Annotated in this window: 27 protein-coding genes; 9 read left to right on the top strand and 18 right to left on the bottom strand. The window is 71.0% G+C overall.

Translation table 11 applies throughout. The features are described from left to right. Positions 1–99: 99 nt before the first annotated feature. The 6 genes from ACIHIX_RS33200 to ACIHIX_RS33175 all read right to left on the bottom strand — a co-directional run bounded on the left by ACIHIX_RS33200 (position 100) and on the right by ACIHIX_RS33175 (position 6,390). On the bottom strand, positions 100–1,731 hold the full coding sequence (locus ACIHIX_RS33200) for a DoxX family membrane protein (protein ID WP_399962718.1): 1,632 nt from the start codon (positions 1,729–1,731) through the stop codon (positions 100–102). Between the two features lie 117 nt (positions 1,732–1,848). Then, positions 1,849–2,790 carry a 23S rRNA (guanosine(2251)-2'-O)-methyltransferase RlmB gene (gene rlmB, locus ACIHIX_RS33195; protein ID WP_399962716.1) on the bottom strand — a complete coding sequence of 314 codons (942 nt, stop codon included), beginning with the start codon at positions 2,788–2,790 and terminating at the stop codon, positions 1,849–1,851. A gap of 99 nt (positions 2,791–2,889) precedes the next feature. Next, complete coding sequence (cysS, locus tag ACIHIX_RS33190; RefSeq protein WP_399962714.1) at positions 2,890–4,287, bottom strand: cysteine--tRNA ligase; 1,398 nt, start codon at positions 4,285–4,287, stop codon at positions 2,890–2,892. Between the two features lie 52 nt (positions 4,288–4,339). Further along, the gene (gene ispF, locus ACIHIX_RS33185; protein WP_399962712.1) at positions 4,340–4,846 is read right to left on the bottom strand and encodes a 2-C-methyl-D-erythritol 2,4-cyclodiphosphate synthase; all 507 of its coding nucleotides are present in this window, start codon (positions 4,844–4,846) and stop codon (positions 4,340–4,342) included. Further along, positions 4,836–5,600, bottom strand: a complete 765-nt coding sequence (gene ispD / locus ACIHIX_RS33180) for a 2-C-methyl-D-erythritol 4-phosphate cytidylyltransferase (protein ID WP_399962710.1) — start codon at positions 5,598–5,600, stop codon at positions 4,836–4,838. Before ispD ends, ispF begins: the two co-directional genes overlap by 11 nt. Before the next feature lie 307 nt (positions 5,601–5,907). Next, on the bottom strand, positions 5,908–6,390 hold the full coding sequence (locus tag ACIHIX_RS33175; protein ID WP_003953493.1) for a CarD family transcriptional regulator: 483 nt from the start codon (positions 6,388–6,390) through the stop codon (positions 5,908–5,910). 628 nt (positions 6,391–7,018) lie between these two features. Between ACIHIX_RS33175 and ACIHIX_RS33170 the strand changes: the two genes are divergently transcribed. After that, positions 7,019–7,645: a DUF461 domain-containing protein gene (locus ACIHIX_RS33170; RefSeq protein WP_399962708.1), complete on the top strand. Its 627-nt coding sequence runs from the start codon at positions 7,019–7,021 to the stop codon at positions 7,643–7,645. 73 nt (positions 7,646–7,718) lie between these two features. Here ACIHIX_RS33170 and ACIHIX_RS33165 read toward each other — a convergent pair whose 3' ends face one another. Then, complete coding sequence (locus ACIHIX_RS33165; protein WP_015659563.1) at positions 7,719–8,399, bottom strand: response regulator transcription factor; 681 nt, start codon at positions 8,397–8,399, stop codon at positions 7,719–7,721. Then, positions 8,396–9,649: a sensor histidine kinase gene (locus tag ACIHIX_RS33160; RefSeq protein WP_399962706.1), complete on the bottom strand. Its 1,254-nt coding sequence runs from the start codon at positions 9,647–9,649 to the stop codon at positions 8,396–8,398. Before ACIHIX_RS33160 ends, ACIHIX_RS33165 begins: the two co-directional genes overlap by 4 nt. 246 nt (positions 9,650–9,895) lie before the next feature. Between ACIHIX_RS33160 and phoU the strand changes: the two genes are divergently transcribed. Next, positions 9,896–10,585, top strand: a complete 690-nt coding sequence (gene phoU / locus ACIHIX_RS33155; RefSeq protein WP_399962704.1) for a phosphate signaling complex protein PhoU — start codon at positions 9,896–9,898, stop codon at positions 10,583–10,585. 116 nt (positions 10,586–10,701) lie between these two features. After that, a complete protein-coding gene (locus tag ACIHIX_RS33150; RefSeq protein WP_329337621.1) occupies positions 10,702–10,857 on the top strand; it encodes a hypothetical protein in 156 nt (51 codons plus the stop codon). A 352-nt stretch (positions 10,858–11,209) separates the two neighbouring features. Here ACIHIX_RS33150 and ACIHIX_RS33145 read toward each other — a convergent pair whose 3' ends face one another. After that, on the bottom strand, positions 11,210–11,971 hold the full coding sequence (locus tag ACIHIX_RS33145) for a phosphoglyceromutase (RefSeq protein ID WP_399962702.1): 762 nt from the start codon (positions 11,969–11,971) through the stop codon (positions 11,210–11,212). A gap of 155 nt (positions 11,972–12,126) precedes the next feature. On the opposite strand from ACIHIX_RS33145, the gene ACIHIX_RS33140 reads away from it, so the two are divergent. Further along, complete coding sequence (locus ACIHIX_RS33140) at positions 12,127–13,389, top strand: MDR family MFS transporter (protein WP_399962700.1); 1,263 nt, start codon at positions 12,127–12,129, stop codon at positions 13,387–13,389. A gap of 66 nt (positions 13,390–13,455) precedes the next feature. Here ACIHIX_RS33140 and ACIHIX_RS33135 read toward each other — a convergent pair whose 3' ends face one another. Both ACIHIX_RS33135 and ACIHIX_RS33130 read right to left on the bottom strand, forming a co-directional pair. Then, positions 13,456–13,680: a hypothetical protein gene (locus tag ACIHIX_RS33135; RefSeq protein WP_399962698.1), complete on the bottom strand. Its 225-nt coding sequence runs from the start codon at positions 13,678–13,680 to the stop codon at positions 13,456–13,458. A gap of 317 nt (positions 13,681–13,997) precedes the next feature. Continuing rightward, positions 13,998–14,423 (bottom strand): DUF2000 family protein, encoded by a 426-nt coding sequence (locus ACIHIX_RS33130; RefSeq protein WP_399962696.1) that lies wholly within the window; start codon positions 14,421–14,423, stop codon positions 13,998–14,000. A 49-nt stretch (positions 14,424–14,472) separates the two neighbouring features. On the opposite strand from ACIHIX_RS33130, the gene ACIHIX_RS33125 reads away from it, so the two are divergent. Beyond that, positions 14,473–15,270, top strand: coding sequence for an AraC family transcriptional regulator (locus ACIHIX_RS33125; RefSeq protein ID WP_399962693.1), 798 nt, complete (start codon positions 14,473–14,475; stop codon positions 15,268–15,270). Here ACIHIX_RS33125 and ACIHIX_RS33120 read toward each other — a convergent pair. Further along, positions 15,262–15,774, bottom strand: coding sequence for a YbjN domain-containing protein (locus ACIHIX_RS33120; protein ID WP_399962691.1), 513 nt, complete (start codon positions 15,772–15,774; stop codon positions 15,262–15,264). The two genes, ACIHIX_RS33125 and ACIHIX_RS33120, sit on opposite strands and share 9 nt — an antisense overlap. Beyond that, the gene (gene mshA, locus ACIHIX_RS33115) at positions 15,767–17,104 is read right to left on the bottom strand and encodes a D-inositol-3-phosphate glycosyltransferase (RefSeq protein WP_399962688.1); all 1,338 of its coding nucleotides are present in this window, start codon (positions 17,102–17,104) and stop codon (positions 15,767–15,769) included. Before mshA ends, ACIHIX_RS33120 begins: the two co-directional genes overlap by 8 nt. Before the next feature lie 355 nt (positions 17,105–17,459). Here mshA and ACIHIX_RS33110 point away from each other — a divergent pair, with 355 nt between their 5' ends. From ACIHIX_RS33110 to ACIHIX_RS33100, 3 genes are all read left to right on the top strand, one after another. Then, positions 17,460–18,251, top strand: coding sequence for a class I SAM-dependent methyltransferase (locus ACIHIX_RS33110; RefSeq protein WP_399962686.1), 792 nt, complete (start codon positions 17,460–17,462; stop codon positions 18,249–18,251). A 171-nt stretch (positions 18,252–18,422) separates the two neighbouring features. After that, positions 18,423–19,502 (top strand): C40 family peptidase, encoded by a 1,080-nt coding sequence (locus ACIHIX_RS33105; protein WP_399962684.1) that lies wholly within the window; start codon positions 18,423–18,425, stop codon positions 19,500–19,502. A gap of 270 nt (positions 19,503–19,772) precedes the next feature. Continuing rightward, complete coding sequence (locus tag ACIHIX_RS33100) at positions 19,773–21,101, top strand: PP2C family protein-serine/threonine phosphatase (RefSeq protein ID WP_399962682.1); 1,329 nt, start codon at positions 19,773–19,775, stop codon at positions 21,099–21,101. A 42-nt stretch (positions 21,102–21,143) separates the two neighbouring features. Here the strand turns inward: ACIHIX_RS33100 and ACIHIX_RS33095 are convergent, their stop codons facing one another. The 5 genes from ACIHIX_RS33095 to ACIHIX_RS33075 all read right to left on the bottom strand — a co-directional run bounded on the left by ACIHIX_RS33095 (position 21,144) and on the right by ACIHIX_RS33075 (position 25,607). Further along, positions 21,144–21,476 carry a DUF2516 family protein gene (locus ACIHIX_RS33095; protein WP_228049618.1) on the bottom strand — a complete coding sequence of 111 codons (333 nt, stop codon included), beginning with the start codon at positions 21,474–21,476 and terminating at the stop codon, positions 21,144–21,146. 109 nt (positions 21,477–21,585) lie between these two features. Then, complete coding sequence (locus ACIHIX_RS33090) at positions 21,586–22,254, bottom strand: hypothetical protein (RefSeq protein WP_399962680.1); 669 nt, start codon at positions 22,252–22,254, stop codon at positions 21,586–21,588. Positions 22,255–22,336: 82 nt separating this feature from the next. Next, positions 22,337–22,816, bottom strand: coding sequence for a helix-turn-helix domain-containing protein (locus ACIHIX_RS33085; protein WP_399962678.1), 480 nt, complete (start codon positions 22,814–22,816; stop codon positions 22,337–22,339). Positions 22,817–22,894: 78 nt separating this feature from the next. Continuing rightward, positions 22,895–24,925 carry a HelD family protein gene (locus ACIHIX_RS33080; RefSeq protein ID WP_399962676.1) on the bottom strand — a complete coding sequence of 677 codons (2,031 nt, stop codon included), beginning with the start codon at positions 24,923–24,925 and terminating at the stop codon, positions 22,895–22,897. 73 nt (positions 24,926–24,998) lie between these two features. Beyond that, positions 24,999–25,607, bottom strand: coding sequence for a TetR/AcrR family transcriptional regulator (locus ACIHIX_RS33075; RefSeq protein WP_399962674.1), 609 nt, complete (start codon positions 25,605–25,607; stop codon positions 24,999–25,001). A 128-nt stretch (positions 25,608–25,735) separates the two neighbouring features. On the opposite strand from ACIHIX_RS33075, the gene ACIHIX_RS33070 reads away from it, so the two are divergent. Next, the gene (locus ACIHIX_RS33070) at positions 25,736–26,728 is read left to right on the top strand and encodes a zinc-binding dehydrogenase (RefSeq protein ID WP_399962672.1); all 993 of its coding nucleotides are present in this window, start codon (positions 25,736–25,738) and stop codon (positions 26,726–26,728) included. Positions 26,729–26,742: the final 14 nt, after the last annotated feature.

The following is a 26,742-nucleotide window of genomic DNA, read 5'->3' as shown; positions in this document are numbered from 1 at the left end:
GTCACGAAGGGCCCCGCACAGTCGCTGTGCGGGGCCCTTTCGTCGTCGGGCCTGCGGTTCAGCCGGTGGGTTGCCCGAGGATGCCTCCCACCGGCCCGTCTACCCCAACAGGCCGCCTACCAGGCCCGGTTCACCGGAGGACGTGCCTCCCGTGTCCGTTCCTCCGCTGGAGCCGGTGCCGGTGCCGCCGGTGGAGCCGGTCGGTCCCGAACTGGTGCTGGGGGCCTGCTGGGCCGGGGAGGACTGCTGGGGCGGCGCCTGGCCGGTGCCCTGGGTCTGGCTGGGGGTGCCGGCCGTGCTGGTGTCGCGGGTGGCGCCCGGGGTGGTCGCGGCGCCGGTCGGGGTGGAGCCGGCCGTGGCGCCCTGGGTGGGGGACGTGGAGGCCGAGGGGCGCTTCTTGTGCTTGGCCGGGTCCTGCGGGAGCGGGGAGCCCGGGAGTTCGTTGCGCGGGGCCTCGCCGGGGCCCGGGACGACGACCCGGTCGGCGTCGCGGACGGCACCGCCGAGGAGCGAGCCGATGAGCAGGGTGAGGCCGATGACGATGGCGCTGACCAAGGCGCCGCGGCGCAGGACGTAGCGGCGCAGGTCCCAGATGTCGGAGCGGGGTCCGAGGCGGCGCCAGGCGCTGCCGGCGAGGCGGCCGTCGATGGAGTAGACGGGTGCACCGGCGATGATCAGCGGCGACCAGGCGGCGAGGTAGATGATGTCCGGCGCGTCGTAGACGGGGACGCTCTTCCAGCTGACCGTGAGGAGCAGCGCGGCGGAGAGCAGGGCGCCGACGACGGCGGCGACGCGCTGCCAGCAGCCGAGGATGGTGAGGACGCCGACGATGACCTGGAGGAAGGCGATGACCAGGCCGGAGCCGACGGGGTGGTGCAGGGCGAACTGGCGCAGTGGCTCGGCGACTTCCCAGGGGTGCAGGGTGTCGAGCCACTTGACCATGGAGCCGCGCTTGCCGCCGTCGAAGTAGACGGGGTCGCAGAGCTTGCCCATGCCGGCGTAGATGGAGATGAAGCCGAGGAAGATGCGCAGCGGGAGGAGGACGACGCCGAGGTTCATCCGGCGGCCCGGGTAGTAGGCGTGCCGGGCGGGGTCGTCTCCGTGGCGCCTGCCGGGGGTGCCGGTCTCCTCGTCGACGGCTTCGGCGAACTGTTCGTCCGCGTAGGCGAGTTCCTCGTCGTAGGCACTGCCGACGGTGCGCATGCCGGGCAGCAGGGGCTCATGGGTGCGCTGGGCGCCGACGACGGGGGTCTCGACGGTCTGGGTCAACGCGTCGTCGTAGCCCGGGTCGTAGCCGCCGTCGACGTCGATGCGGGGGATGACCTGGGTGGCTCCGGCGTCCGCGGCCGGCTCCTCGACCGGGCGGACGCCGCCCCGCACGGCCTGGAGCAGACGGTGGGCGCCGGTGTCGTCGGGGGCGGACCTGCCGCTCCAGACGACGGGTCGGCGGCGCGCCGCGCCCGTGCCCGTGGCGCCGACGGCCGGCATCCGGGCGGTGTCCTCGCTGGCGCTCAAGTGCCGGGCGATCCGCGGGGATTGGGCCGCGCGTCTCGTCGTCGCGCCCAACTGCACGCGGAAGCTGGCGTGATTGACGATGATCTGCGCCGGATCGCTCGGCACCTTCACCATGCTCAGCGCGGGAGCGTCGTCGAGTCCGGAGGCGAATCCGGAGTTGAAGCCCGACGAGCGGTCCCCCGTGGGTGTGCGGGGTGTTCTGGTGTCCACACTCATCTAACCGAGTGACGTGTGTTTAGGACACTGCTTTGACTGCCCGGATCTGTCCGGACCCCGTCAAGCTTGCGCAGAACACCCCGATTACCCCGTACGGGTGAGGACGGGCACGCGTGTTCAGCCCCGTCGGCGCGCCGCCTCGTACAACACGATCCCGGCCGCCACACCGGCGTTGAGAGACTCGGCGCCACCCGGCATCGGGATACGGACCCGGAAGTCGCAGGTTTCGCCGACGAGTCGGGACAGGCCCTTGCCCTCGCTGCCGACCACGATGACGACCGGGCCGTCGAGGGCGTCCAGTTGGCCGACCTCGTGCTCGCCGTCGGCGGCGAGGCCGACGATGACGATGCCGGCCTTCTTGTAACCCTCAAGGGCGCGCGTGAGGTTGGTGGCGCGGGCGACCGGCGTCCGGGCGGCCGTACCGGCGGACGTCTTCCACGCGCCGGCGGTCATCCCGGCCGCGCGGCGCTCGGGCACGACGACACCATGACCGCCGAAGGCCGACACCGACCGGACGACGGCGCCGAGGTTACGCGGGTCGGTCACGCCGTCCAGCGCGACGATCAACGGGTCCTCGCCGTCGTCGTAGGCGGCGCTGGCGAGGTCCTCGGGGTGCGCGTACTCGTACGGCGGGACCTGGAGGACCAGGCCCTGGTGGTTGAGGCCGTTGGTCATGCGGTCGAGCTCGGGGCGGGGGGCCTCCATGAGGTTGATCCCGCCGCGCTCGGCCGCGAGCTGGAGCGCCTCGCGCACCCGCTCGTCGTTGTCGATGAACTGCTGGACGTAGAGGGTGGAAGCCGGCACACCCTCGCGCAGCGCCTCGACCACGGGGTTACGGCCGACGACCATCTCGGACGTGCCCTTGCCGCCCCGGCCACGCGGCGCGGGGCGGCGCGCCGCCTGCTTCGCCTTCGCGTTGGCGATGCGGTTCGCCTTGTGCTTCTTGCGCATCTCGGCGGGCGGCGTCGGCCCCTTGCCCTCGAGACCCTTGCGCCGCTGGCCGCCACTGCCGACCTGCGCGCCCTTCTTGCCGGACATGCGGCGGTTGTTGGCTGCCATGACCTACCTGTCCTACGTCGTCGAAATGTTCGTACGTCTATGAAGTGTGCCGCCCGGAGAGCCGGACGGCACAATCGATCTTCGTGACCCGGAGGGGACTCAGCGGGGGCCGAGGCTCCAGCGGGGGCCCTGGGGACTGTCCTCGATGGCCAGTCCCGACTGGTTGAGCTGGTCGCGGATGGCGTCCGCGGTGGCCCAGTCCTTGCGTCCGCGGGCGGCCTCGCGCTGGTCGAGGACGAGGCGTACGAGACTGTCGACCACCCCGTGCAGATCCTCGCCGCGGTCGGTCTCGCCGGCCCAGTGCGGGTCGAGCGGGTCGAGGCCGAGGACGCCGAGCATGGCGCGGACCTCAGCGAGGCGGGCCACGGCGGCTTCCTTGTCGTCGGCGGCCAGGGCGCTGTTGCCCTGGCGGACCGTGGTGTGGACGATGGCGAGCGCCTGCGGGACGCCCAGGTCGTCGTCCATGGCCTCGGCGAAGGCGAGCGGCACCTCGGCGGAGGGCTCGACATGGCCGGCCTTCTCCACCACGCGCTGCACGAAGCCCTCGATGCGGGCGAACGCCGACTCGGCCTCGCGCAGCGACTCCTCGCTGTACTCGATCATCGAGCGGTAGTGCGGGGTGCCGAGGTAGTAGCGCAGCACGATGGGGCGCCAGGCCTTGACCATCTCGCTGACGAGCACGCTGTTGCCCAGCGACTTGGACATCTTGTCGCCGGCCATGGTGACCCAGGCGTTGTGCACCCAGTACTGGGCGAAGTCGTCGCCGAAGGCCTTGGCCTGGGCGATCTCGTTCTCGTGGTGCGGGAAGATCAGGTCGAGGCCGCCGCCGTGGATGTCGAAGGCGGTGCCGAGGTATTTGTGCGCCATGGCCGAGCACTCCAGGTGCCAGCCGGGGCGTCCGCGGCCCCACGGGGTGCCCCAGGTGGGCTCGCCGGGCTTGGCGGACTTCCACATGGCGAAGTCGCGCGGGTCGCGCTTGCCGGTCTCGCCGTCGCTCGCGGGCTGGAGCAGGTTGTCCAGCTCCTGCCGGGACAGCTCCAGGTAGCCGGGGAAGGAGCGGACGTCGAAGTAGACGTTGCCGTCGGCCTCGTAGGCGTGGCCGCGCTCGATGAGGCCCTGCATCATCTCGACCATCTCGGTCACGTGCCCGGTGGCACGTGGCTCGTAGGTCGGGGGGAGGCAGCCGAGCGCGGTGTAACCGTCGTTGAACGCCCGCTCGTTCTCGTACCCGATCGACCACCACGGGCGGCCCTGCTCGGCCGCCTTGGCGATGATCTTGTCGTCGATGTCCGTGACGTTCCTGACGAAGGTCACGTCGTAGCCGCGGTACTCGAACCACCGGCGCATGATGTCGAAGTTGAGCCCCGACCGGATGTGCCCGATGTGCGGTGCGGCCTGCACGGTGGCACCACAGAGGTAGATCGAGACACAGCCCGCTGTGAGCGGGGTGAAGTCACGGATCTGCCGGGCGTTGGTGTCGTACAGGCGAATAGTCACGGGTCCAGGGTAGTAGGCGATGCCTAGTGCATCGGACGGATGTGGATAACAGTCACCCTGCGGTTCTGACGACGAGCGCGGTAGCCACCGCCATCAGCCCCTCGTCGCGTCCCGGGAAGCCGAGTCCGTCCGTGGTGGCGCCCGACACCGACACGGGTGCGCCCGCCGCCTCGGACAGGATCTTCTGCGCCTCGTCCCGCCGTTTGCCGATCTTCGGGCGCGGTCCCACGACCTGTACGGCGATGTTCCCGATCCGGAATCCGGCGTCCCGCACGATCCGGGCCGCTTCCGTGAGCAGGACGACGCCGGAGGCGCCCGACCACTCGGGCCGCCCGGTGCCGAAGTGCTGCCCGAGGTCGCCCAGCCCCGCGGCCGAGAACAGCGCGTTGCACGCGGCGTGGGCGACGACGTCGGCGTCGGAGTGACCGGCGAGGCCGGGCCCCTCGCCTTCCCACTTCAGCCCCGCGCACCACAGTTCGCGGCCCTCTTCGAAGGCGTGGATGTCGGTGCCGATGCCGACCTGGGGCAGCGGCATCCCTTCAAGAATTTCAGAAGCCATCGTTGAGCCTCCTGCGGGCCAGAACCGCCTCGGCGAGGACCAGGTCGAGGGGGCGGGTCACCTTGAAGGCCTCCTCGTGACCGGGGACGACCACGACGGTGAGGCCGAGCTGCTCCACCATGCTGGCGTCGTCGGTGACGTTGTCGCTGACGGTCTCGTGGGCGCGGACCAGGGTCGCCCGGTCGAAGCCCTGCGGTGTCTGCACGGCACGCAGCCGCGCGCGCTCGGGGGTGGCGACGACCGGCTCGGGGTCGCCCGCGACCGACGCCGGCTCGACCTCCTTCACCGTGTCGGCGAGGGGCAGCGCGGGCACGACGGCGGGTGCGCCGTCCCGTACGGCCTCGATGACGGCGTCGACGGTGTCCACCGGGACCAGCGGCCGGGCGGCGTCGTGGACGAGGACGATGTCGTACTCCGGCGGCAGGGCGTCCAGGCCGAGCTTGACGGAGTCCTGGCGCTCGGCACCGCCCGGGACGACCAGGAAGTCGGTGCGCTCGGGCAGGGCGTGGGCGTCGAGGAGGCTCTTGACCTCGGCGGCGCCGTCGGGCGGGGCGACGACCACGACCAGGGAGACCGCGCGGGAGGCGGCCATCGCGCGGACCGCGTGGATCAGCATGGGGGTGCCGTTCAGCGCGCGAAGCGCCTTGGGGGCGCCCGGACCGAGGCGTACGCCCCGGCCGGCGGCCGGGATCACGACGGCGGTACGGGCTTCCGCGCGGCTTGTCGCGAGCGAGGAGCGCGAATCGTCAGACATCGGTTCCTGTCAGGTTTGTGTGCTCGGCCAACGTGGGTACGACAGACAGCGTGCCGGGCGCGACGCCTTGACCGGACCCTTCCGTGACGCGCCGGTCGAGCCAGCTGCCCGGGCCCGGCACGCCAAGTATCGGGGGCTTCCCTCGAAGAATTACGGGCATGCGGATGAATGCCTGCGATTGCCTGCGCATGCGCACATGCCTTCGGGCATGAACATGCCGCAGCGCCCGGCGACAGCTGTTACGTCGTCATCGGGCACCGCGGCATTTATCAGTGTGCTGAGCCGGGCCTGGCGGCAGCGGGCGTCGTCAGGACGCGAGGACCTCGTCGAGCAGGGCCTCGGCCTTGTCCTCGTTCGTGTTCTCCGCGAGGGCGAGCTCGCTCACCAGGATCTGGCGGGCCTTGGCGAGCATGCGCTTCTCACCGGCGGAGAGTCCACGCTCGCGCTCACGACGCCACAGGTCACGGACTACTTCCGCGACCTTGATGACATCGCCGGAGGCGAGCTTCTCCAGATTTGCCTTGTAGCGACGGGACCAGTTCGTGGGCTCCTCGGCGTACGGCGCGCGCAGCACCTCGAAGACCCGGTCCAGCCCGTCCTGACCGACCACATCACGCACGCCGACGAACTCCGCATTGTCCGCTGGCACACGTACCGTCAGGTCACCCTGGGCGACCTTCAGCACCAAGTAGGTCTTGTCCACGCCTTTGATCTGGCGAGTTTCGATGGCCTCGATCAGCGCGGCCCCGTGATGGGGATAGACCACGGTGTCGCCAACCTTGAACGTCATGTGACAGGTACCCCTTCCGTGGCTATCCAGGGTAACACGGAAACTGCGGGTTCTGAATGGCGTTTTCGCAGGTCAGGGCATATCTCGGGGCTTGACAACAGCAACAGGAACGTGCTGCGGAGGCCGAGCGGAAGAAGGTATTCGCAGGTCGGAGCGGCTCTCCGGGGGAGGTGAAACGCGTACGTTACACGCATCCGGAGCCCTTCGAGAGAGGACGAACGTCCCCATATGTCTGGTTGCAGGTGTGCGACTTCCGCTACTCCGTTCGGTGCCCGGAGTCCGTTCCCCGCCGAATCCGGAATTGATCACGCACAATCACCGGCACCCACCGGATCACCCGTTGATCAATTCCGTGGGCGATCACGGATTCCTTCACGGAAGATTTGCGAGCGGATGCGCGGGGCTCTTATGTGAATGCCGGACGAGTGCCGCTCCAAAGTGACCAGGGGGTCACTTGGGAAGGCAGTGACTCGACCGCCGACTACGCCCTGCTGAGGGAAGCGGACGCCCCGAGGGGAGGGTCGGGTGCGATGACGCGGGAACGGCTCGGTAACCTAAGGCCGCTGACAGACACTTAGGGCGGCTTTATGCAGTCCCCGCCCGTTCGAGTCAAGGAGTTGCCGCCGCCGTGAGCAGCAGCCTTCGACGGGGCGCCCTCGCCGCCGCCGCCATCGCGTTCTCGATCGCCTCGCTCGCCGCGTGCGGCGCCGGCACCAACGCCCAGACGCTGGAGATCAAGCCGGACAACGCGGCCACCACCGTCGGCGACATCAAGGTGCAGAACGCCGTCGTCATCACCCAGCCCGACCAGGAGTCCACCGGCCCCGCCGTGATCTCCGCGACCCTGTTCAACAACGGCACCAGCGCGCAGACGCTGGACACGATCGCCGTGGACGGCGGCGGCACCGCCGCGCTCTCCCCCGCCAAGGGCAAGGGCAAGCTGACCATCCCGGCCGGCGGCTCCCTCGTCCTCGGCGGCAAGGGCAACGCCACCGCGGTCCTGGAGAACAGCGGTGAGGCCGTCCAGGACGGCAACGCCCAGAAGGTCACCTTCTCCTTCAGCAAGACCGGCGACGTGAGCCTGAAGGCCTTCGTGGTCCCGGCCCAGAGCTACTTCGAGAAGTGGGGCCCGACCGAGATGCCGTCGACCCCCGCGCAGACCTCTCCCTCCCCCACCGAGTCCGCCACCGGCTCGGCGACCCCGTCGGGCGAGGCGTCGGCCTCCGCGACGGCGAGCGAGAGCGCGGCCCAGTAAGCCAGCCGTACGACGAACGAAGGGCGGGACCTCCTTTCCGGGAGGTCCCGCCCTTCGTTCGTCGTACGACGGTTTACGGCTCGAACTTGTAACCGAGCCCCCGGACCGTCACCAGGTACCGCGGCGCGCCCGGGTCGGGCTCGATCTTGGCGCGCAGGCGCTTGACGTGGACGTCGAGGGTCTTGGTGTCGCCCACGTAGTCGGCGCCCCAGACGCGGTCGATGAGCTGCATGCGGGTCAGGACCCGGCCCGCGTTGCGCAGCAGCATCTCCAGGAGGTCGAACTCCTTGAGAGGGAGGTCGACCTTCGAGCCGGAGACCGTGACCACGTGACGGTCCACGTCCATGCGGACCGGCCCCGCCTCCAGGGCGGCCGGGGTGACCTCCTCGGGCTCGCCGCGGCGGCGCAGTACGGCGCGGATACGGGCGACCAGCTCGCGCGAGGAGAACGGCTTGGTGACGTAATCGTCGGCTCCTATTTCCAGGCCTACGACCTTGTCGATCTCACTGTCCTTGGCGGTCACCATGATGACCGGGACGTTGGAACGGCCGCGCAGCTGGCGGCAGACCTCGGTACCCGGCAGGCCGGGCAGCATCAGGTCGAGGAGGACGAGGTCGGCGCCGTTGCGCTCGAACTCGTCGAGTCCGTCGGGCCCCGTGGTCGCCACTGCGACCTCGAAGCCCTCCTTGCGGAGCATGTACGACAGGGCGTCGGAGAAGGACTCCTCGTCCTCGACGACAAGCACTCGGGTCACGGAAGGACCTCCGGGGCGGGAAGCGGTTCGTACGGGGATGAGTCGGTGGGCCCGCCGGTCTCGTCATCGAGTCCGGGGTGGTGTGGTGCGCGGTCGCGGGCGGCCCCCGCCTCCGGCAGCCGCAGGGTGAAGGTGGAGCCCTGACCCTCGGAGCTCCACACCGTGACCTCCCCGCCGTGCGAGGCGGCCACGTGTTTGACGATCGCGAGACCCAGGCCCGTGCCGCCCGTCTGGCGGGAGCGGGCCGGGTCGACGCGGTAGAAGCGCTCGAAGATGCGCTCCTTGTCCTTGTCGGAGATGCCGATCCCCTGGTCGGTCACGGCGATCTCGAGGAGGTCCCCGCCGGGCGCGGTCACCCGGCGGGCGGCTATGCCGACGCGGGTGCGGGCCGGGGAGTAGTTGACGGCGTTCTCGACGAGGTTGCCGAGAGCGGCGGCGAGCTGGCCGCGGTTGCCCCAGATCCTCAGGTCGGCCGTGCCGCCGGAGGCCATGGTGATCTGCTTGGTGCCGGCCTGGTGGCGGCAGCGGTCGATGGCCTCGGCGACGAGCTCGTCCACGCGGACGGGCTCGGCGTCCTCCAGCGGGTCGTCGTTCTGGACCCTGGAGAGGTCGATCAGCTCCTGGACCAGGTTGGTGAGCCGGGTCGCCTCTATCTGCATCCGGCCGGCGAAGCGTGTCACGGCCTCCGGGTCGTCGAACGCGTCCATGACGGCCTCGGACAGCAGGGAGAGCGCGCCGACCGGCGTCTTGAGCTCATGGCTGACGTTCGCGACGAAGTCGCGCCGTACCGCCTCGATGCGCCGGGCCTCGGTGAGGTCCTCGACGAGGAGCAGCACCAGACGCGACCCCAGGGGTGCGACACGGGCCGAGACGGCGAGGGCCTCCCCGCGCCCGGTGCCGCGCCTGGGGAGGTCCAGTTCGACCTGTCGTATCTCCCCGTCCCGTCTGGTGTCCCGGGCCATCAGGAGCATGGGCTCCACGGCCAGCTTCCCGCCCCGGACCAGGCCGAGCGCGTACGCGGCCGAGCTGGCCTTGACGACGGAGTCGGCCTCGTCGAGGACGACCGCGGAGGAGCGGAGGACGGACAGGACGGTGTCCACGCCCGGCGGAAGCACCGGGTCGGTGTGCAGGGAGGTACGTGTGGGGCGCTTCTGCTCCCGCTCGCTGAAGCGGAACGCCAGCATGGCGATCACGCCGGTGAGCACTCCGGCGATCGCTGCCGCTGCGGCGACCGCCGCGTTCACGTCCATGCATCCAGGTTAGGCACGGGATCGGTCCTGGCCACAGCCATCGGGGTGCGACCTCGAACACTCGTCGCCCAGAGTTCACCTTGGAGCCAGGGTTGGTTCATTTGGGGTGGCGGAAAACGACGCGTACGGGGTCGAACGTGGGAGCGTGGGGTTCACAGCGCCGGTTCTCCGGAGCCTTCCCGGGCTTCCCGGAGGCTGGTTCTGGCCCCCGGAACCCCCGAGGCAGACGTAAGAGAGGGACCCCTGATGCGGGACGCGTACCACGAGGAACTGGACTCGATCGGCGACGGTCTGGTGGAGATGGCCCGGCTGGTCGGGTCGGCGATCGGGCGCGCCACGACGGCCATCCTCGACTCCGACCTGAAGCTGGCCGAGAGCGTCATCGAGGCCGACCAGAAGGTGGACGACCTCCAGCACGAGCTGGAGGCGCGGGCCATAGCCCTGCTGGCGCGGCAGCAGCCGGTGGCGACGGACCTCCGGATCGTCGTCACGTCGCTGCGGATGTCGGCGGACCTGGAGCGCTCCGGCGACCTGGCCCAGCATGTCGCCAAGCTGGCCCGCCTGCGCTTCCCGGAGCGCGCCATCCCGGCGGACCTGCACGCCACGATCCTGGAGATGGGCCAGCTCGCGCAGCGCCTGATGGCGAAGGCGGCGGAGGTCGTCATCACCAAGGACGTCGACCTGGCGCTCCAGCTGGAGCAGGACGACGACGAGATGGACCTGCTGCACCGCACGCTCTTCCAGCATCTGCTGGACGACCGCTGGAAGCACGGCATCGAGACGGCCGTCGACGTCACCCTGCTGGGCCGCTACTACGAGCGGTTCGCCGACCACGCGGTGTCGGTCGCGAAGCGGGTGGTGTACCTGGTGACGGGTGAGCACGCGGACGAGCTGCAGGCGGACATCCAGCCGGTGACGGGCGTCGAGGGCGCCTGAACCGGGCGTGCTGGCGCTTGTTCGGGGCGCGTACAAGCCTCAGTGCGCCGTTGATGCGACCTCCAGGGCGGGCATGCAATGAACACAGGCATCCAGCCTGTTCCGAGGAGGGACCCATGGCCGAATCCCCCAGCAAGACGCCCGACCCCACGCAGGAACGCGAGACCGAGCAGCCCGCCGAGGTCAGGAACCTGATGCTGATAGGCGCGTGCGGCTGCGGCTCGGGCTGCGGGTGCGGGTGCCAGTCGGGCAACCCCTGTCAGTGCGGCTGACCCACGTTCTCGTACGGCATGAAGGGCCTCGGTGTGCGTGTGCGCGCCGGGGCCCTTGGCCGTGCGTGCGTGCGGTCGCACGGGCGGGGTGCCAGGCGCAGCATGGGGGGGAGCACGAGCACTGGCACGGAACGGGAAGGAGGTGTCGGACCATGACCCGGTTCATGGACGTACACCACGGCATGGAAGGCAGCGCGCGGGCCACAAGGCGGACGAGATCCACGCGGTGACCCTGATGGTCTGAGGCCGCCTCCACACGGGCCGCACCTGCTGAGCCGAACGCCCGGGCCCGGATCGTGAAAACGCCCCTGAGTCACGCTGTTCGCGCGGCTCAGGGGCATGATCGTGAAGGCTACTTCTTCTTGCCCTGGTTCTTCACCGCCTCGATCGCCGCCGCTGCCGCGTCGGGGTCGAGGTAGGTGCCGCCCGGGGTGAGGGGGTTGAAGTTCGCGTCCAGTTCGTAGGACAGCGGGATGCCCGTCGGGATGTTCAGGCCCGCGATGTCGGCGTCGGAGATGCCGTCGAGGTGCTTGACCAGGGCGCGGAGGCTGTTGCCGTGGGCGGCGACGAGGACCGTGCGGCCGGACAGGAGGTCCGGGACGATGCCGTCGTACCAGTACGGGAGCATGCGGACGACGACGTCCTTCAGGCACTCCGTGCGGGGGCGCAGCTCCGGCGGGATGGAGGCGTAGCGGGGGTCGGAGGACTGGGAGAACTCCGTGCCGTCCTCAAGGGGCGGGGGCGGGGTGTCGTAGGAGCGGCGCCAGAGCATGAACTGCTCCTCGCCGAACTCGGCGAGGGTCTGGGCCTTGTCCTTGCCCTGGAGGGCGCCGTAGTGGCGCTCGTTCAGGCGCCAACTGCGGTGGACCGGGATCCAGTGGCGGTCGGCGGACTCCAGGGCGAGCTGCGCGGTGCGGATCGCGCGCTTCTGGAGGGACGTGTGGACCACGTCGGGGAGCAGGCCGGCGTCCTTCAGGAGTTCACCGCCTCGGACTGCCTCCTTCTCGCCCTTCTCGTTGAGGTTGACGTCCACCCAGCCGGTGAACAGGTTCTTCGCGTTCCACTCGCTCTCGCCGTGGCGGAGGAGGATCAGCTTGTACGGTGCGTCGGCCATGCGTATGAGCGTAATCCAAGGGCCGCGACGCCCGCGCGGGCGCTCGATGGGCGGACTGTTGACGGGATCTGTTAAATGAGTGGCCTCCCCGACGCCCCTCGCCGTAAGTTCTGGTCGCCGCCTGAGACACTTACCGCACCGGGGGAGGATCCACCATGCCACTCGTCACCATGAGACGCGCCCTGCGGGAGACCGTCTCCGGGCTCCCCCGCGAGTTCTGGTGGCTGTGGACAAGCACCCTCGTCAACCGGCTCGGCGCCTTCGTCGCCACCTTCATGGCGCTCTATCTGACGCTCGACCGGGGCTACAGCGCGGCCTACGCCGGGCTCGTCGCCTCGCTCCACGGGCTCGGCGGAGTCGTGTCGTCCATCGGGGCCGGGGTGATGACGGACCGGCTGGGCCGGCGGCCCACGCTGCTCGTCGCGCAGGCCTCCACCGCCGGCTCCGTCGCGCTGCTCGGCTTCATGCACGACCCCGTCGCCATCGCCTCCGTCGCCTTCCTCGTCGGCCTGACCAGCAACGCCTCACGGCCGGCCGTGCAGGCGATGATGGCCGACATCGTGCGTCCCGAGGACCGGGTGCGGGCGTTCTCGCTCAACTACTGGGCCATCAACCTCGGCTTCGCCGTCTCCTCCATGGGCGCCGGGTTCATCGCCGAGTTCAGCTATCTCGCCGGCTTCCTCATCGAGGCCGCCATGACCGCCGTCTGCGCGATCGTCGTCTTCCTGAAGCTGCCCGAGTCACGGCCCGAGCGCACGCCCGATGAGGAAAAGGCGGACACCGACGTCGGCCTCGGGACCGTGCTCCGCGACGGGCGGTACATGGGCGTCGTCGGGCTGTCCTTCCTCATCGCCCTCGTCTTCCAGCAGGGCGCGGTCGGACTGCCGGTGGCGATGGGTGAGGCCGGGTTCACGCCCGCCGACTACGGCATGGCGATCGCCGTCAACGGAGTTCTGATCGTCGCGCTCCAGATTCCCGTCACCCGGTTCATCCAGCACCGCGACCCGCGCCGGCTGCTCGTCATCTCGTCCCTGCTCGCCGGGTACGGCTTCGGGCTCACCGCCTTCGCCGGGTCCATCGGCGTCTTCGCCCTCACCGTCTGCGTCTGGACGCTCGCCGAGATCGTCAACGCCCCGACCCAGACCAGCCTCGTGGTCCGTCTCTCCCCCGTGCACGGCCGCGGCCGCTACCAGGGCATGTACACCCTGTCCTGGGCCGCCGCCGCCCTCATCGCCCCGCTGATGTCCGGGCTCGTCATCGACCACTACGGCGCCGAGTGGCTGTGGGGGCTGTGCGCCGTCGTCGGGACGGTGGCGGGGGTGGGGTACGCGGTCCTGATGCGACGGCTGCCGACCGAGGAGCCGACGCCCGCGGAGCCGGTCGCCGCCTCCGCCACGCCCGAGGTCAGCGCCGCCTGAGCGAAAGGCGACAGGCCCCCTGCCCGCACTTCCCAGCGGGCAAGGGGCCTGTCGTCGTTCGGTGGATCAGAGACCGGCCGTCACGCTGACCTGGTGCGGCAGCGCGCCGAGGGTGCCGCCGAGGGCACCCAGCGCCGTGGCCTTGACGCCGTCGAGCTGGGCCAGGACGTCGTCGCTGCTGAGCGTCGTGTCACCGGCGGTGACGGTGATCTGCGGGGCCAGACCGCCCGAGACGGTGTCGAGCTCGGCGTCGGAGAGGTCGAGGGTCCGGACCTGGGGAGCGGAGTTCATGGGGAACTGCCCTTCGCATGGAATGGAGGTGCACTGCACATGGGGGGAATCGCCCCGCGGGGACAGCGGGCGGGGCGCGGTGCACAGGATCAAACCACCGTGCGTGCCCGGCATCCAGTGCCCTGGCCTTCGTAACGCCGCAGTTGCGCAGACCGGCGACCGAACCATGAGGGCACGCACACCATTTGGGGGCAGCTTCTCTACAGCCCACCCCACACAGGGAGCCGACAGCGACCACCCCCACAGCCGCGAATCGGACAACCCGCCCCAACGGCCGTCTCCCACGGCCCGGTTGCGCGAGCGCTGTGCAGATTCCGTCACGGATGCATCCGCGCCCCTTTCATGACCTTGTCCACGGCGTTGCGCGGGCCGTACACCGCGATCCCCACCAGGTCGAGGTCGGCCGTCCGCACGGCCCGGACCGCCGCCCGGTTGTCGCGGTCGTTGCCGGTCGAGAACAGATCGCTCGTGAAGACGGACCGCGGCAGCGCACGCGACAGCACGCGCGCGTGGGCCGCCTTCAGCGTCTCCTTGCCGCCCTCGAAGACCAGCACCGGCTGCCGGAACATCGGCAGATACGGCACCCCGTCCGCGTCCCCGTACGCCTCCCCGACCACCTCGGGGACCTCCGTGCCGAGGCCACTGACGAGGAACGCGGTCACGTTCAGCCGCTGCCATGTCTCCAGGTCCTCGCGCAGCAGGACGGCGATCTTGGTGTCGAAGCGCATCGGTTCAGTACTCATGCGGGAAGCCTGCGGGGCGTGGTCCGACGACGTCTTGTACGTTCTTTGCATGGCCACCCGGCAGGAAGTCTCCGCCTGGCGCCCGGCCGTCCCGGGTGTCAGGGAGGTCTTCCACGCGCACTTCACCGGGTACGCCTATCCGATGCACGTGCACGAGGCGTGGACGCTGCTCATCGTGGACGACGGGGCCGTACGGTACGACCTCGACCGGCATGAGCACGGCACCCCGCACGACACCGTGTCGCTGCTGCCGCCGCACGTCCCCCACAACGGCTCCCCCGCCGGCCCCGGCGGCTTCCGCAAACGCGTCGTCTATCTCGACACCACGGTGCTGGGCGAGGATCTCGTGGGGCCCGCCGTCGACACCCCCGATCTGCGGGACCCGCTCCTGCGGCGGCGCGTCGGCCAGTTGCACCACACCCTCGACCACCCCGGTGACGAGCTGGAGGCGGCCGGCCGGCTGACGTTCATCGGGGAGCGGCTCACCGCCCATCTGCGGCCCCGCCTCGTCATCGACGTCCGGCGGCACGCCGACCCGGGACTCGCCCGCCGGCTGCGTGAACTGCTGGACGCGCGGATCGTCGAAGGGGTCGCCCTGGAGGAGGCCGCCGTCCTGCTGCACGCCCATCCCGCCCATCTCGTACGGGCGTTCAGCACGGCGTACGGCATCGCCCCGCACCAGTACCTCAACGCCCGCCGCGTCGACCGCGCCCGCCGGCTGCTGCTGGAGGGGCGGCGGCCCGGCGAGGTCGCGGCGGCCACCGGCTTCTTCGACCAGTCCCATCTGACCCGGCACTTCCGGAAGTTGGTGGGGGTCACACCGGGGCGGTACGCCAGGTCAGCTTGAGGGGCCGTCCGCCGGACGCTGTGTGAGGTGCGTGAACGCGTCCAGGTTGCGGGTCGACTCGCCGCGGGACACGCGCCACTCGTACTCCTTGCGGATGGCGGTCGCGAAGCCCAGTTCCAGAAGGGTGTTGAAGCTGTCGTCCGCCGCTTCCAGGGTCTGGCCGAGGAGGCGGTCGATCTCTTCGGGGGTGACGGCGGCGAGCGGGAGCTTCGCGGTGACGTAGATGTCGCCCAGCCGGTCGACGGCGTAACTCACGCCGTACAGCTTGAGATTGCGCTCCAGGAGCCAGCGGTGGACGCCGGACTCGTTCTCGTCGGGGTGGCGGATGACGAAGGCGTTCAGGGAGAGGGAGTGGCGGCCGACGAGGAGGGAGACCGTCGTCTTCAGCTTGCGGGTGCCGGGGAGCTGGACGACGTAGGTGCCGGGGGTGGGGCTCTCCCAGTCGAGCTCGTTGTCCTTGAGGACGGCCTCGATGACGCGCGCCGCGTTCTCCGTGTCAGCCATGGTGGGAGCGTACGTGACGGCGGTGGGCCTGGGTCGCGGCCGTGTAGACGTCGGCCGTCGCCGCCGCGGCGGTGTCCCAGCCGAAGGACTGCGCGTGCCGGGCCGCGGCGGCGCCCGCGCGGGAGGCCAGCTGCGGGTCGTCGGCGAAGCGCGCGAGCACGCGCGCGTAGTCGGCGGGGTTGTGGCCCCGTACGAGGAAACCGGTCTCGCCGTCGCGGACCGCCACCGGCAGTCCGCCGACGGACGCCGCGAGGACCGGGGTGCCGGCCGCCTGTGCCTCTATCGCCACCAGGCCGAAGGACTCGCTGTACGACGGCATGACCAGCAGCGACGCCGCTCGGAACCAGTCCGCGAGCTGGTCCTGGCCGACGGGTGGGCGGAAGCGTACGACATCCGCGATGCCCAGGCGGGCGGCCAGCTTCTGGAGGCCCTCCGGCTTGGCGAGACCGCTGCCGCTGGGGCCGCCGACCACGGGGACGACCATGCGGGAGCGGAGTTCCGGACGCTCGTCGAGGAGGACGGCGACCGCGCGCAGGAGGATGTCCGGGGCCTTCAGGGGCTGGATACGGCCCGCGAAGAGAGGGATGAGCGCGTCCTGGGGGAGGTCGAGGCGGGCGCGGGCCGCTGCGCGGCCGTCGGCGGGACAGAAGCGGTCCAGGTTCACGCCGGGGTGCACCACCGCGACCTTGGCGGGGTCGGCGTCGTAGTGGTGGACGAGTTCGTCGCGCTCCTCGGTGGTGTTCGCGATGAGGCGGTCCGCCGCGTCGACGATCTGGGTCTCGCCGATGACCCGGGCGGCGGGCTCGGGGGTGTCGCCGTCGGCGAGGTTGGCGTTCTTGACCTTGGCCATGGTGTGCATGGCGTGCACCAGGGGGACGCCCCAGCGCTGGGCGGCGAGCCAGCCGACATGGCCGGAGAGCCAGTAGTGGGTGTGGACGAGGTCGTAGTAGCCGGGGCGGTGGCCGGCCCAGGCCTGCATCACGCCGTGTGTGAAGGCGCACAGCTGGGCGGGGAGCTCCTCCTTGGCGAGGCCCTCGTAGGGGCCCGCGTCGACGTGGCGGACCAGGACGCCGGGGGCGAGCTCGACGGTGGGAGGCAGGGACGCCGTGGTGGCGCGCGTGAAGATCTCCACCTCGATGTTGATCGCCGCGAGGCGCTGCGCGAGCTCGACGATGTAGACGTTCATGCCGCCCGCGTCGCCGGTGCCGGGCTGGTGCAGGGGGGACGTGTGCACGGAGAGCATCGCCACGCGGCGGGGGCGGCGGTGCAGCCTGAGGCGCGGGGGCGTGGCCGGGGAACGACGCCCGAGCCTGCTGACGTACTGGCTCACGTGGCGTTTCCTCCTTGCAGCGGGCATGCCGGACGGAGGGTGTGGGGCGCCCTCCAAGGGGGTGCAACGTCGGAGGGGCTCGTTCCCATTCCGGGTGGGGTGGTTTTTGCCCTCGCATTACCGTGAGTCGCTCAACTGTTCGGGCTTGCGTTGCGTTGCGGTCGGCTCGGGTTGAGTGGGGGGCGGGGCCGCGCCGGGGGGTGTCCGTCCTCGGAACGGCGCGGAATCGGTCACCTATAAAGGGCCCCGTGTTGACGCGCCAACCGCTGCGGGCGGACACCCCCCGACACGTCCCCTCACCGCCGTGCCCGGGTGCCGGTCCGTTCGCGCGCGCGTGCCGCATAACCTCGTACGTATGACTTCTCGCGCCGCCCGTCGTCCTGTGGGCACCGTTACGCGCGGGACCACCAATCCCAATCGGTTGCGGCGCATGGATCGCTGGATCGCCGCCGTCCACGGGGCCGAGCTGCGGCGTGCCGTTGAGCCTGTGGCTGTGGATCTCGGGTACGGGGCCGCTCCCTGGACCGCTGTCGAGTTGTTGCAGAGGTTGCGCGGGGTCGCTCCTCGTGTGCGGGTCGTCGGGGTGGAGATCGAGCCTGCTCGGGTTGTGGCGGCCAAGCCCTATGAGCGGGAGGGGCTCGTGTTTCGGCACGGGGGGTTCGAGATTCCGATCCCGGAGCGGCCCGTGTTGGTGCGGGCGGCGAATGTGCTGCGGCAGTACGACGAGGGGGAGGTGGCTGGGGTCTGGGCGCGGATCTGTGGCCGGCTCGCGCCGGGTGGGCTGCTTGTCGAGGGGACCTGCGACGAGATCGGGCGACGGCATGTGTGGGTCGCGCTCGGGGTGGAGGGGCCTTCGACCGTCACCTTCGCGGCGCGGTTGGGGTCGCTGGAGCGGCCGTCCGATCTTGCCGAGCGGCTGCCCAAGGCCCTTATTCACCGGAACGTTCCGGGGGAGCCGGTGCACGCCTTTCTGCGGGACTTCGACCGGGCGTGGGCCGCTGCCGCGCCCTATGCGTCGTACGGGGCTCGGCAGCGGTGGATGCGGGCCGTGCGGGAGTTGCGGGCCGACTGGCCGGTGGTGGACGGGCCGGTGCGGTGGCGGCAGGGCGAAGTGACCGTGGCGTGGGAGGCGTTGGCGCCCCGCTGACCTGGAGGGAACGATCTCCGTGAGTCGTTCGTCACAAAGGCGGGGAGATCGTCTTACGACGGGAGGGGCGGGGGGAGGCACGTACTGACTCTGTCGTTTTCTGTCACGACATGGCACGATCCCCAGGCGGCCGTAAGTTACTGACGGTAAATCAGGTTTGGGGGCTGGGGTATGGGTGCGGGCAAGCGGGGGCTGTTGACGGCGGCGGTGACCGTGGTCTGTGCGGTCACGGTGCTGGCGACTCCGGGTATGGCGTTCGCGGCGCCGAGTCCCACTCCGACACCCTCGCCTTCGGCGTCCGCCACCGCCGTGACCAACAAGGACCTCGAGGCCGTACGGGAGCAGCTGGACGCCCTCTATCACGACGCCGCCGTCGCCACCGATCAGTACAACGCCGCCGAGGAGGCCGCCGACCAGCAGTCGGCCGCGATCGTGGCGTTGGCGAAGAAGATCGTCAAGGGGCAGGAGAAGCTCGCCGAGTTGAAGCAGCGGGCAGGTGCGGCGGCCGCCGCCCAGTACCGCAGCGGCGGACTGCCCGACGAGGCGCAGCTGATGCTCAGCGACGACCCGGAGGACTTCCTCAACGGAGCCGGGCGGGTGCTCCAGGGGCAGCGCGCCACCAAAGGGCTGCTGGCGGAAATGACCCGCACCCAGCAGGACTTGGAGCAGTACGCCGAGGACGCCTCCTCGCAGTGGACCAAGCTGGAGGCCAACCGGAAGGCCAAGGCCGCCGCCAAGAAGAAGGTCAAGAAGCAGATCGCCGCCGCCGAGGAACTCGAGTCCAGGCTGGAGAAGGAGGAGAAGGAGCGCCTGGCGCGGCTGGAGCAGCAGGCCGCCTACAAGGCGCAGACCGCCTGGCTCGACTCCGGGATACTCGACGAGATCAACGGCAAGGCGTCCGCGCAGGGCAAGAAGGCCGTGGAGTACGCGACCTCGCAGATCGGCAAGCCGTACGAGTGGGGTGCCGAGGGACCGGGGTCCTACGACTGCTCGGGGCTCACCTCGCAGGCCTGGGCCAGTGCCGGGCAGCCCATTCCGCGGACCTCGCAGGAGCAGTGGAAGCAGCTGAAGAAGATCGACGTCAAGGACATGCGGCCCGGCGACCTCATCATCTACAACTCCGATGCCAGCCATGTCGCGATGTACCTGGGGGACGGCGCGATCGTGCACGCCCCGCGGCCGGGGCGGACGGTGACGATCGCGGGGGCGGGGTCGATGCCGATCCTGGCGGTGGTACGGCCGGACGCGTGAGCCGGCCGCGGGCGGTTGAGACCGGGGTCACGTGACGCAGGGCACCTCGGGCGTCGTATAAACGCGGTGCGGACGTGACGTTCGTCATTCCCGCACCTCGGGCGGGGTGTCCAACTGCGGTAGGGAACGCGGCATATGACAGTGGCCGCCCGCCGAGCCGCGTGCCGTGCACCATTCCGTTGCGGCGCCGACTACCGCTATGGTCCCCGTCGGTGGGTCGAGGTCCCTCGCCCCACCATGCCCTCGGGGGGAGGGAAGGAACCCAAGACGATGCCCGTACCCGTACCGCGGCAGAGAGCGATCCCGGCCGTGGAAGGTGGTCAGGCGCAGGCCGCGACAGCAGTCGGCGGCCCGGTCGGCAGCCCTCTCGGCGGCCCTCCGAAGAACGAGGCCCCGCGTAAGGACGGCACGGTCGAGAAGCACCACGGCACTCCTCTGACGCTGCTGGTGATCGAGGACGATCCCGGCGGCTCGACGCTCGTGCCCGAGCTCCTGGACTCGGCCGGCAACCCCATCCGCGTCCGCACGGCCCGCAATCTCACCGAGGCCGAGCGCCTGCTCACCGACGACGTCCACTGCATCCTGCTCGACCTGGCCCTGCCGGCCCCGGCGCGCGGCGACGACCACGACGAGCTCGCCGTGCTCAAGCACGTGCTCCAGCTCGCCCCGCGGCACGCCGTGCTCGCCCTCACCGCCTCCGGCGACGCCGAGCGCGGTACCGAAGCCGTGCGCGTGGGCGCCCAGGACTATCTCTTCCGGGACGAACTGGACAGCCGGCTGCTGAGCCGCGCGATCCGTTACGCCGTCGAGCGGAAACGTTCCGACACCGCCGAGCGGCGGCTCGCGGAGGGCCGGGTGCGGGCGCAGGAGAACCGGCGCCTGGAGCGCGGGCTGCTGCCCACACCGCTGCTGGAGGGGTCCGCCCTGCGGTTCGCCGCCCGGTACCGCCCGGGGCGTTCGCGCGCCCTGCTCGGCGGTGACTTCTACGACGTCGTACGCACGGCCGACGGGACCGTCCACGCCATGATCGGCGACGTCTGCGGACACGGGCCCGACGAGGCGGCCCTCGGGGTGGAGCTGCGGATCGCGTGGCGGGCGCTGACCCTCGCGGGGCTGTGCGGGGACGAGCTGCTGGGGACCCTCCAGCAGGTCCTGGAGCACGAGCGGGCCGACGACGAGATCTTCGCGACGCTGTGCACGGTCGACATCGCGCCGGACGGACGCCGGGCCGGGCTGTGCCTCGCCGGGCATCCGGCGCCACTGGTGGCCCGCCCCGGGCAGCCGGCACAACTGCTGCCGTACGACAACAACGGCCCCGCCCTCGGACTGCTGCCCGGGGCTCGCTGGCCGCGGATGCAGGTGGAGCTGGGGCGGGAGTGGAGCCTCATGCTCTACACCGACGGGCTCATCGAGGGGCACATCGGGGCGGGGCGGGAGCGGCTCGGGCAGGACGGCATGGTGGAGATGGTGCGCCGACAGCTCGGGGAAGGGCTGCGGGGCGAGGCGTTGCTGCGGGCTGCCGTGAACGAGGTGCGGGAGCTCAACGGGGGCGAGTTGGCCGATGACGTGGCGGTTGTCCTGTTGGATCGGGCGGCCTGACGCAGCCCCGCGCTCGATGCTCGCGCTGCCCCGAGGAGCCTCTTACCTGCCGCCGTTCCAAGGGCCGTACGGGCCGTCGCTGCTCGAACCGCCGCCCCTGCGGCCCCGCCCCCCGGACACCTGGCGCAGCGCCGGGCGGACGTCCACGAAGAAGACGATGGACGCGACCAGGCCCGCGAGCTGAAGGAAGAGCATCGGGACCAGGAGGTTCACGGCCACCGCGATGCCGAGGATGATCAGCCAGAAGCCCTTGCCCTGCTTGTCGGCCGCGCGGTACGCGTCCTCACGGAAGAGGGCGGCCATCACGAAGGCCACCACCGCGAAGGCCAGCATCGCGAGGTAGAGCAGCCACATCAATCCCGCGAAACCCTGCATCAGCACAACGTCCACCACCTGACTCGGCTCGTCATTACGCGGTCACCGTACCCGTACAACGGGCCGGACACCCCCGAGGTGCCCGGCCCGTTGTACTCCTGCCCGTCGGTTACTTCGCGGGCGGCGTCGTCTTCTTGGCGGTGGTCTTCTTCGCCGGAGCCTTCTTGGCGGCCGTCTTCTTGGCCGGCGTCGAAGCAGCGGCGGCGGCCGGAGCGGCGGCGGGCGCGGGAGCCGGCTTGGGCTCCTCCTTCTTCACCTCGACGGGCTCGGCGTTCGGCTCGACGGCGATGGCCAGTTCCTCGATCTCCTCGGCAGCCTCGCCACGCCAGGTCTTCACGGCCTGCTCGCCGTGCTCGGCGACCTTCTCGTAGGTCTCGCGTGCCTTCACGGCGTACTCGGCGGCGACGCCGACGCTGCGCAGGGCGAAGTCCTGGGCGCTCTCGCCGAACTTCTTCAGATCGGCGTCGAGGGTGGTGCCGAGCTTCTTGATGTCGCCGTCGAGGCTCGCGATGAACTCGCCGACCTTGGCCTGGAGGGACTCCTGCGCCTCCTTGGCCTTGGCACCGGCCTCCTTGGCGCGGGCGGCGGCCTTCTCCTGGACGGCCTTGGGGTCGGTGCCGCGGACGGCCTCGATCCTGGCCGGGGCCTCGGCGCGCAGCTGCTCGACGATGCCGGGGACCTTCTTGGCCTGCTGGAGGGCCAGGTCGGCGGTGCCGGCGGCGAAGTAGAGGGGGGTGGGGTCGCTGAAGGTCTTACGGAGGTCGTCGGTGATGGCCATGGTGATGGTTCTCCCGGGTCGCTTGCAGATGAGGGTTTCGGGTTCCGCGGTCAGTGGGCCCTGTCTCAGTCGGGCGGCTGCCTCAACTGGCCGTCTGCTGCGGATCGGCGTCGCTGCCGTCGGCTGTGCGGGTGCCAGGCGCGGCGTCGCCGCCGCGGTCCTGTATGTCGGTGGTGCCGTCGGCTTCGACGGCCTCGGGGTCGGCGTCGGTCCCGAATCCGTTCTCCTTGCGGAAGGACTCGTAGATCTGGAGCAGCACCTGCTTCTGCTGCCCGCTCAACGTCGGGTCGGCGAGGAGGACGGCACGCGTCTCCACCTCGTCCCGGTCCCGCTCCGCGTCGAGGATCCCGGCCCGGACGTACAGCGTCTCGGCGGAGATCCGCAGCGCCTTGGCGACCTGCTGGAGGACCTCCGCGCTCGGCTTGCGCAGCCCGCGCTCGATCTGGCTCAGATACGGATTGGACACCCCGGCGGCGTCGGCGAGCTGCCTGAGCGACAGCTGCGCGTTGCGCCGCTGTTCACGCAGATACTCACCGAGATTGCCGACGTTCAGCGATGCCATGGCTCCACTGTGCCGCACGACCGCTAACTGTTGCAAGCACCCGCTTGCAAAAGTGCGCCACGCCACTCCCGGGGGCGGTCAGAACGGCAACCGCCGTCCATGCACCACCTCCAGCCCCGTCACCGCCCGCGTGAGCACCACGTACAGCCGGTGCAGCCCCCGTTCCTCCGCCTCCGCGATCGCCGCGGGTTCGACGGCGACGACGTGGTCGTACTCAAGGCCCTTGACCAGCGAGGCCGGGACCAGGGTCAGACGGGCGCCCAGGTCGTCGGGTCCGGCCGCCGGGACGCCGGCCGCGTCGAGGGCCGCCCGTACCCGGGGCAGGTCCGCGTCGGCTGTGATCACGCCCACCGAACCCTCCCGGGCCAGAGCGTCGCGCACGGCGGCGACGGTCGCGCCGCAGAGGTCGCCCCCCGCCTCCCGGATCCTCAACTCCCCGTCCGCGCGCAGGGATCGCGCCTCCGGTACGTCGACGTCCAGGCGTCGCAGCAGCCGGTTGGCCAGCCCTACGACCGCCTCCGGCACCCGGAATCCGGTGGTCAGCGGCACGACGGAGGCGTCCGGCCGGCCGAGGTGGGCGAGCAGCGCACCCCAGGTACGGGCCGCCCACGGCGTGGTTCCCTGCGCCAGATCCCCCAGCACGGTCAACGAGCCGAAGGCGGCTCGCCGGGCGATGGCCCGGCACTCCATCGGGGAGAGATCCTGCGCCTCGTCGACGACGACATGGCCGTATCCCTCCGGATGTTCGATCAGTCCGCCGACCTCGTCGAGGAGCACGAGGTCGGCGGCCGACCAGCGGGCCGACTTCCATGACCGCGGCGGCCCGGCCCAGAGCAGCGCCCGCTGCTCCTCGGCGTCCAGCACACCCTCGGCGGCAGCCGCCAACACCCGCTCCGTCCCGAGCAGTTCGGCGACGACCTCCTCCGCCCGCACCCGTGGCCAGACGGCGTCGACGTACGGCCTGACCGCCGTCGACATCTTCCGCACCCACGCGTGCGGCGGCGGCCCGGCCCGCCGCTCGGCCAGCGCCTGGACATAGCCGACCGCCCGTGTCCGCACCCGCTCGCGCCCGACGGCGTACGGCGGCTCCTCGGCCCGTACATCGGCCACGATCCGCGCGAACTCGCCGGCCGGCACCCGCCACCGGTACGCCCCCTCGGGAATCGCGATCTCCTCGGCCCTCGCCGCGGACACGCGCGCGTACAGCGCCCGCCGCAACACCTCCGCCATCCGCGGGTCGTGCTTCAGCGCGGCGGCGCGTGCGTCGTCGTGGCCGGTGACCGGGTGCCGGCCGATCTCCTCGGGCAGCGTGGACTGCCGTACACCGGTCTCGCCGAGGGCGGGCAGCACCTCCGCGATATAGGAGAGGAAGGTGCGGTTGGGACCGAGGATCAGCATGCCGCCGCGCCGGATGCGCTGCGGGTGGGTGTAGAGGAGATAGGCGGCCCGGTGCAGTCCGACGGCGGTCTTGCCGGTGCCGGGGGCGCCCTGCACGCAGACGGAAACGCCAAGGTCCCCTCGTACGAGATCGTCCTGCTCGGGCTGGATGGTCGCGGCGATGTCGCGCATGGGGCCGACGCGGGGGCGTTCGATCTCGCGGACGAGGATGTCGCTGGCGCGATCCTCCCCCCGGCTCAGGTGCTCGTCCTCGTGACCGGTCAGGTCCCGTGACTCCCCCTTGCTGCCCGGCGCCCACCCGAACCGCCGGCGCACGGCGACGCCCTGCGGATCGTGGGCGCTCGCCTGGTAGAAGGCGCGGGAGACGGGGGCACGCCAGTCGACGACGAGGGGCGGGGCGGCGGGGTGCTCACTGATCCGGAGCCGGCCGACGTGGTACGCCTGTCCGGCGTGCTCACCGCCGTCGAAGTCCAACCGGCCGAAGAACAAAGGCCCTTCGGGCAACTCCCACATCTCCTTGGCCTTGCTGCGCAGCTGGTACCCGAGGACTTCGGCGTCGGCCCCGGAGGCGGAGACGTTCTCACCGACGACGACCTGCTCCTGGGCGCCGTCCACCATGGCGGCGAGGGCGGCGCGGCAGATGTCGTGGTGGGCGCGTTCGAGGGGGAGGGTGGGGAGAACGGGGAGGGCGGCCGGGTGGGGTGAGGTCATGGGACCGAGCCTACCGGCATAACGTAACCGAGTTAATTTTTTTACCGAGTATCACGCGCTCGCCTGAGTCGGCCTAGGAGTACCGCGGCAGCGCCGCCTCCAGCAGATCGAAGGCCCGTTCGGCATCCCCGAGCGCCACCGCCCGCACCGCGTCGACGGACTCCCCCGCTCCGATCCGCCGCCAGTTCTCCTGAGCGAGGACGCGGCGTACGGCGATGATCTGCCCGGCCGCCAGCCGTGCGTCGAGGTCACCGCCGAGGGCCGCGGCGAGGGCCTCCTCGGAACGTTCGAGGTGGACGTACATACGGGCGACGAGCGCCGGGGTGCCGTAGAGGAGCTCGTAGAACGCGCGGACGGCGGGGTGGTCGCTGACCCCGGTGATGGGATCGGCCTGCGCGACCCCCTCCAGGAAGTTCTGCCGCAACGACTCCAGCGGCGCCCCCCGCCCCTCCCGCACCACCCGCGCGGCCTCGTCCTCGTGGTCGGCGATGCGATGGAAGACGAGATCCTCCTTCGCCGGGAAGTAGCGGAAGAGGGTCGGCTTGGAGATCTCGGCCGCGGCGGCGATCTCGGCGACCGAGACGGCGTCGTAGCCCTTCTCCAGGAAGAGCCGGATCGCGATCTCGGAGACCGTCTCGTACATCCGCTGTCTCTTGCGTTCGCGCAGCCCGATCTCGTCCATGGGGTCGAGCGTAAGGGCGCCGCGGCACAGACCCCTCAATGCCCCTGCCGGCGCCCTTGACCTCAAGTCCGGTCGAGGTCGAAGACTGCCCGCACGGACACGTCGACGACGAACGATGGGGGCAGATCATGCGAGCGGCACAGGTGCAGGGGTTCGGCGGCCCGGAGATGCTGGTCCCGGTGGAGCTCCCGGACCCGGTTCCCGGCCCGGGCGAGGTACTGATCGAGGTCGCGTACGCCGACACGATCTTCGTGGAGACACAGCTGCGCACGGGCTGGGGCCGCGAGTACTTCCCGACGACACCGCCGTACGTCCCCGGTGGCGGCGTGTCCGGAGTCGTCGCCGCCGTGGGTCCGGACGTGGACGGCGCCTGGCTGGGCCGCCGCGTCGTCTCCCACGTCACCGGCAGCTACGCGTCCAAGGCCACGGCAGCGGTCACCTCCCTCACGCCGGTCCCGGCCGGCCTGGACCTCCTCACCGCGGCGGCCCTGGCCCACGACGGCGTCACGGCGACGGGCCTGCTGGAGCTGACCGCCGTCACCGCCGACGACCAGGTGCTCGTCCTGGGCGCGTCGGGCGGAATGGGCACGCTGCTCGTCCAACTGGCGCGATCCCGGGGCGCCCGGGTGACGGCCCTGGCCCGGGGTGCGGAAAAGCTGGCGCTGGTGCGGGAGTTGGGGGCCACGGCCGCGGTGGACATCACGGCCGGCGACTGGCCGGAACGGGTGCGGGAGGCGAGGGGCGGGGACGGGGTGCGGGAGGCGATGGGCCGGGACGGGGCGGACGTGGTCCTGGATGGGGTGGGTGGCCAACTGGGCGCGGTGGCCCTTGCCTTGACGGCGGACGGCGGACGGTTCTCGGCCCACGGCGCGCCGACCGGCGGCTTCGCGACCGTCGACACGGCCGAGGCCGAGCGGCGGGGCATCAAGGTGTACGGCATCGGGGACGTGCAGTTCGGGCCGGCGGAAGTGCGACGGCTCATGGCGCTGGCGTTGGACGAGGCCGCGGCGGGGCGGTTGCGGGTGGTGGTCGGGGCGGTGTTTCCGGTGGAGCGGGCTGGGGAGGCGCATGCGCGGATCGAGGGGCGGGGCGTGGTGGGAAAGGTAGTGCTGAAGGTGTGAGTCGCCTTGCGAGG

It is taken from the genome of Streptomyces sp. NPDC051913, assembly GCF_044593635.1.
Taxonomy (GTDB): domain Bacteria; phylum Actinomycetota; class Actinomycetes; order Streptomycetales; family Streptomycetaceae; genus Streptomyces.
The sequence above is the reverse complement of the archived record's forward strand: the minus strand, read 5'-3'. Positions and strand labels throughout refer to the sequence as shown.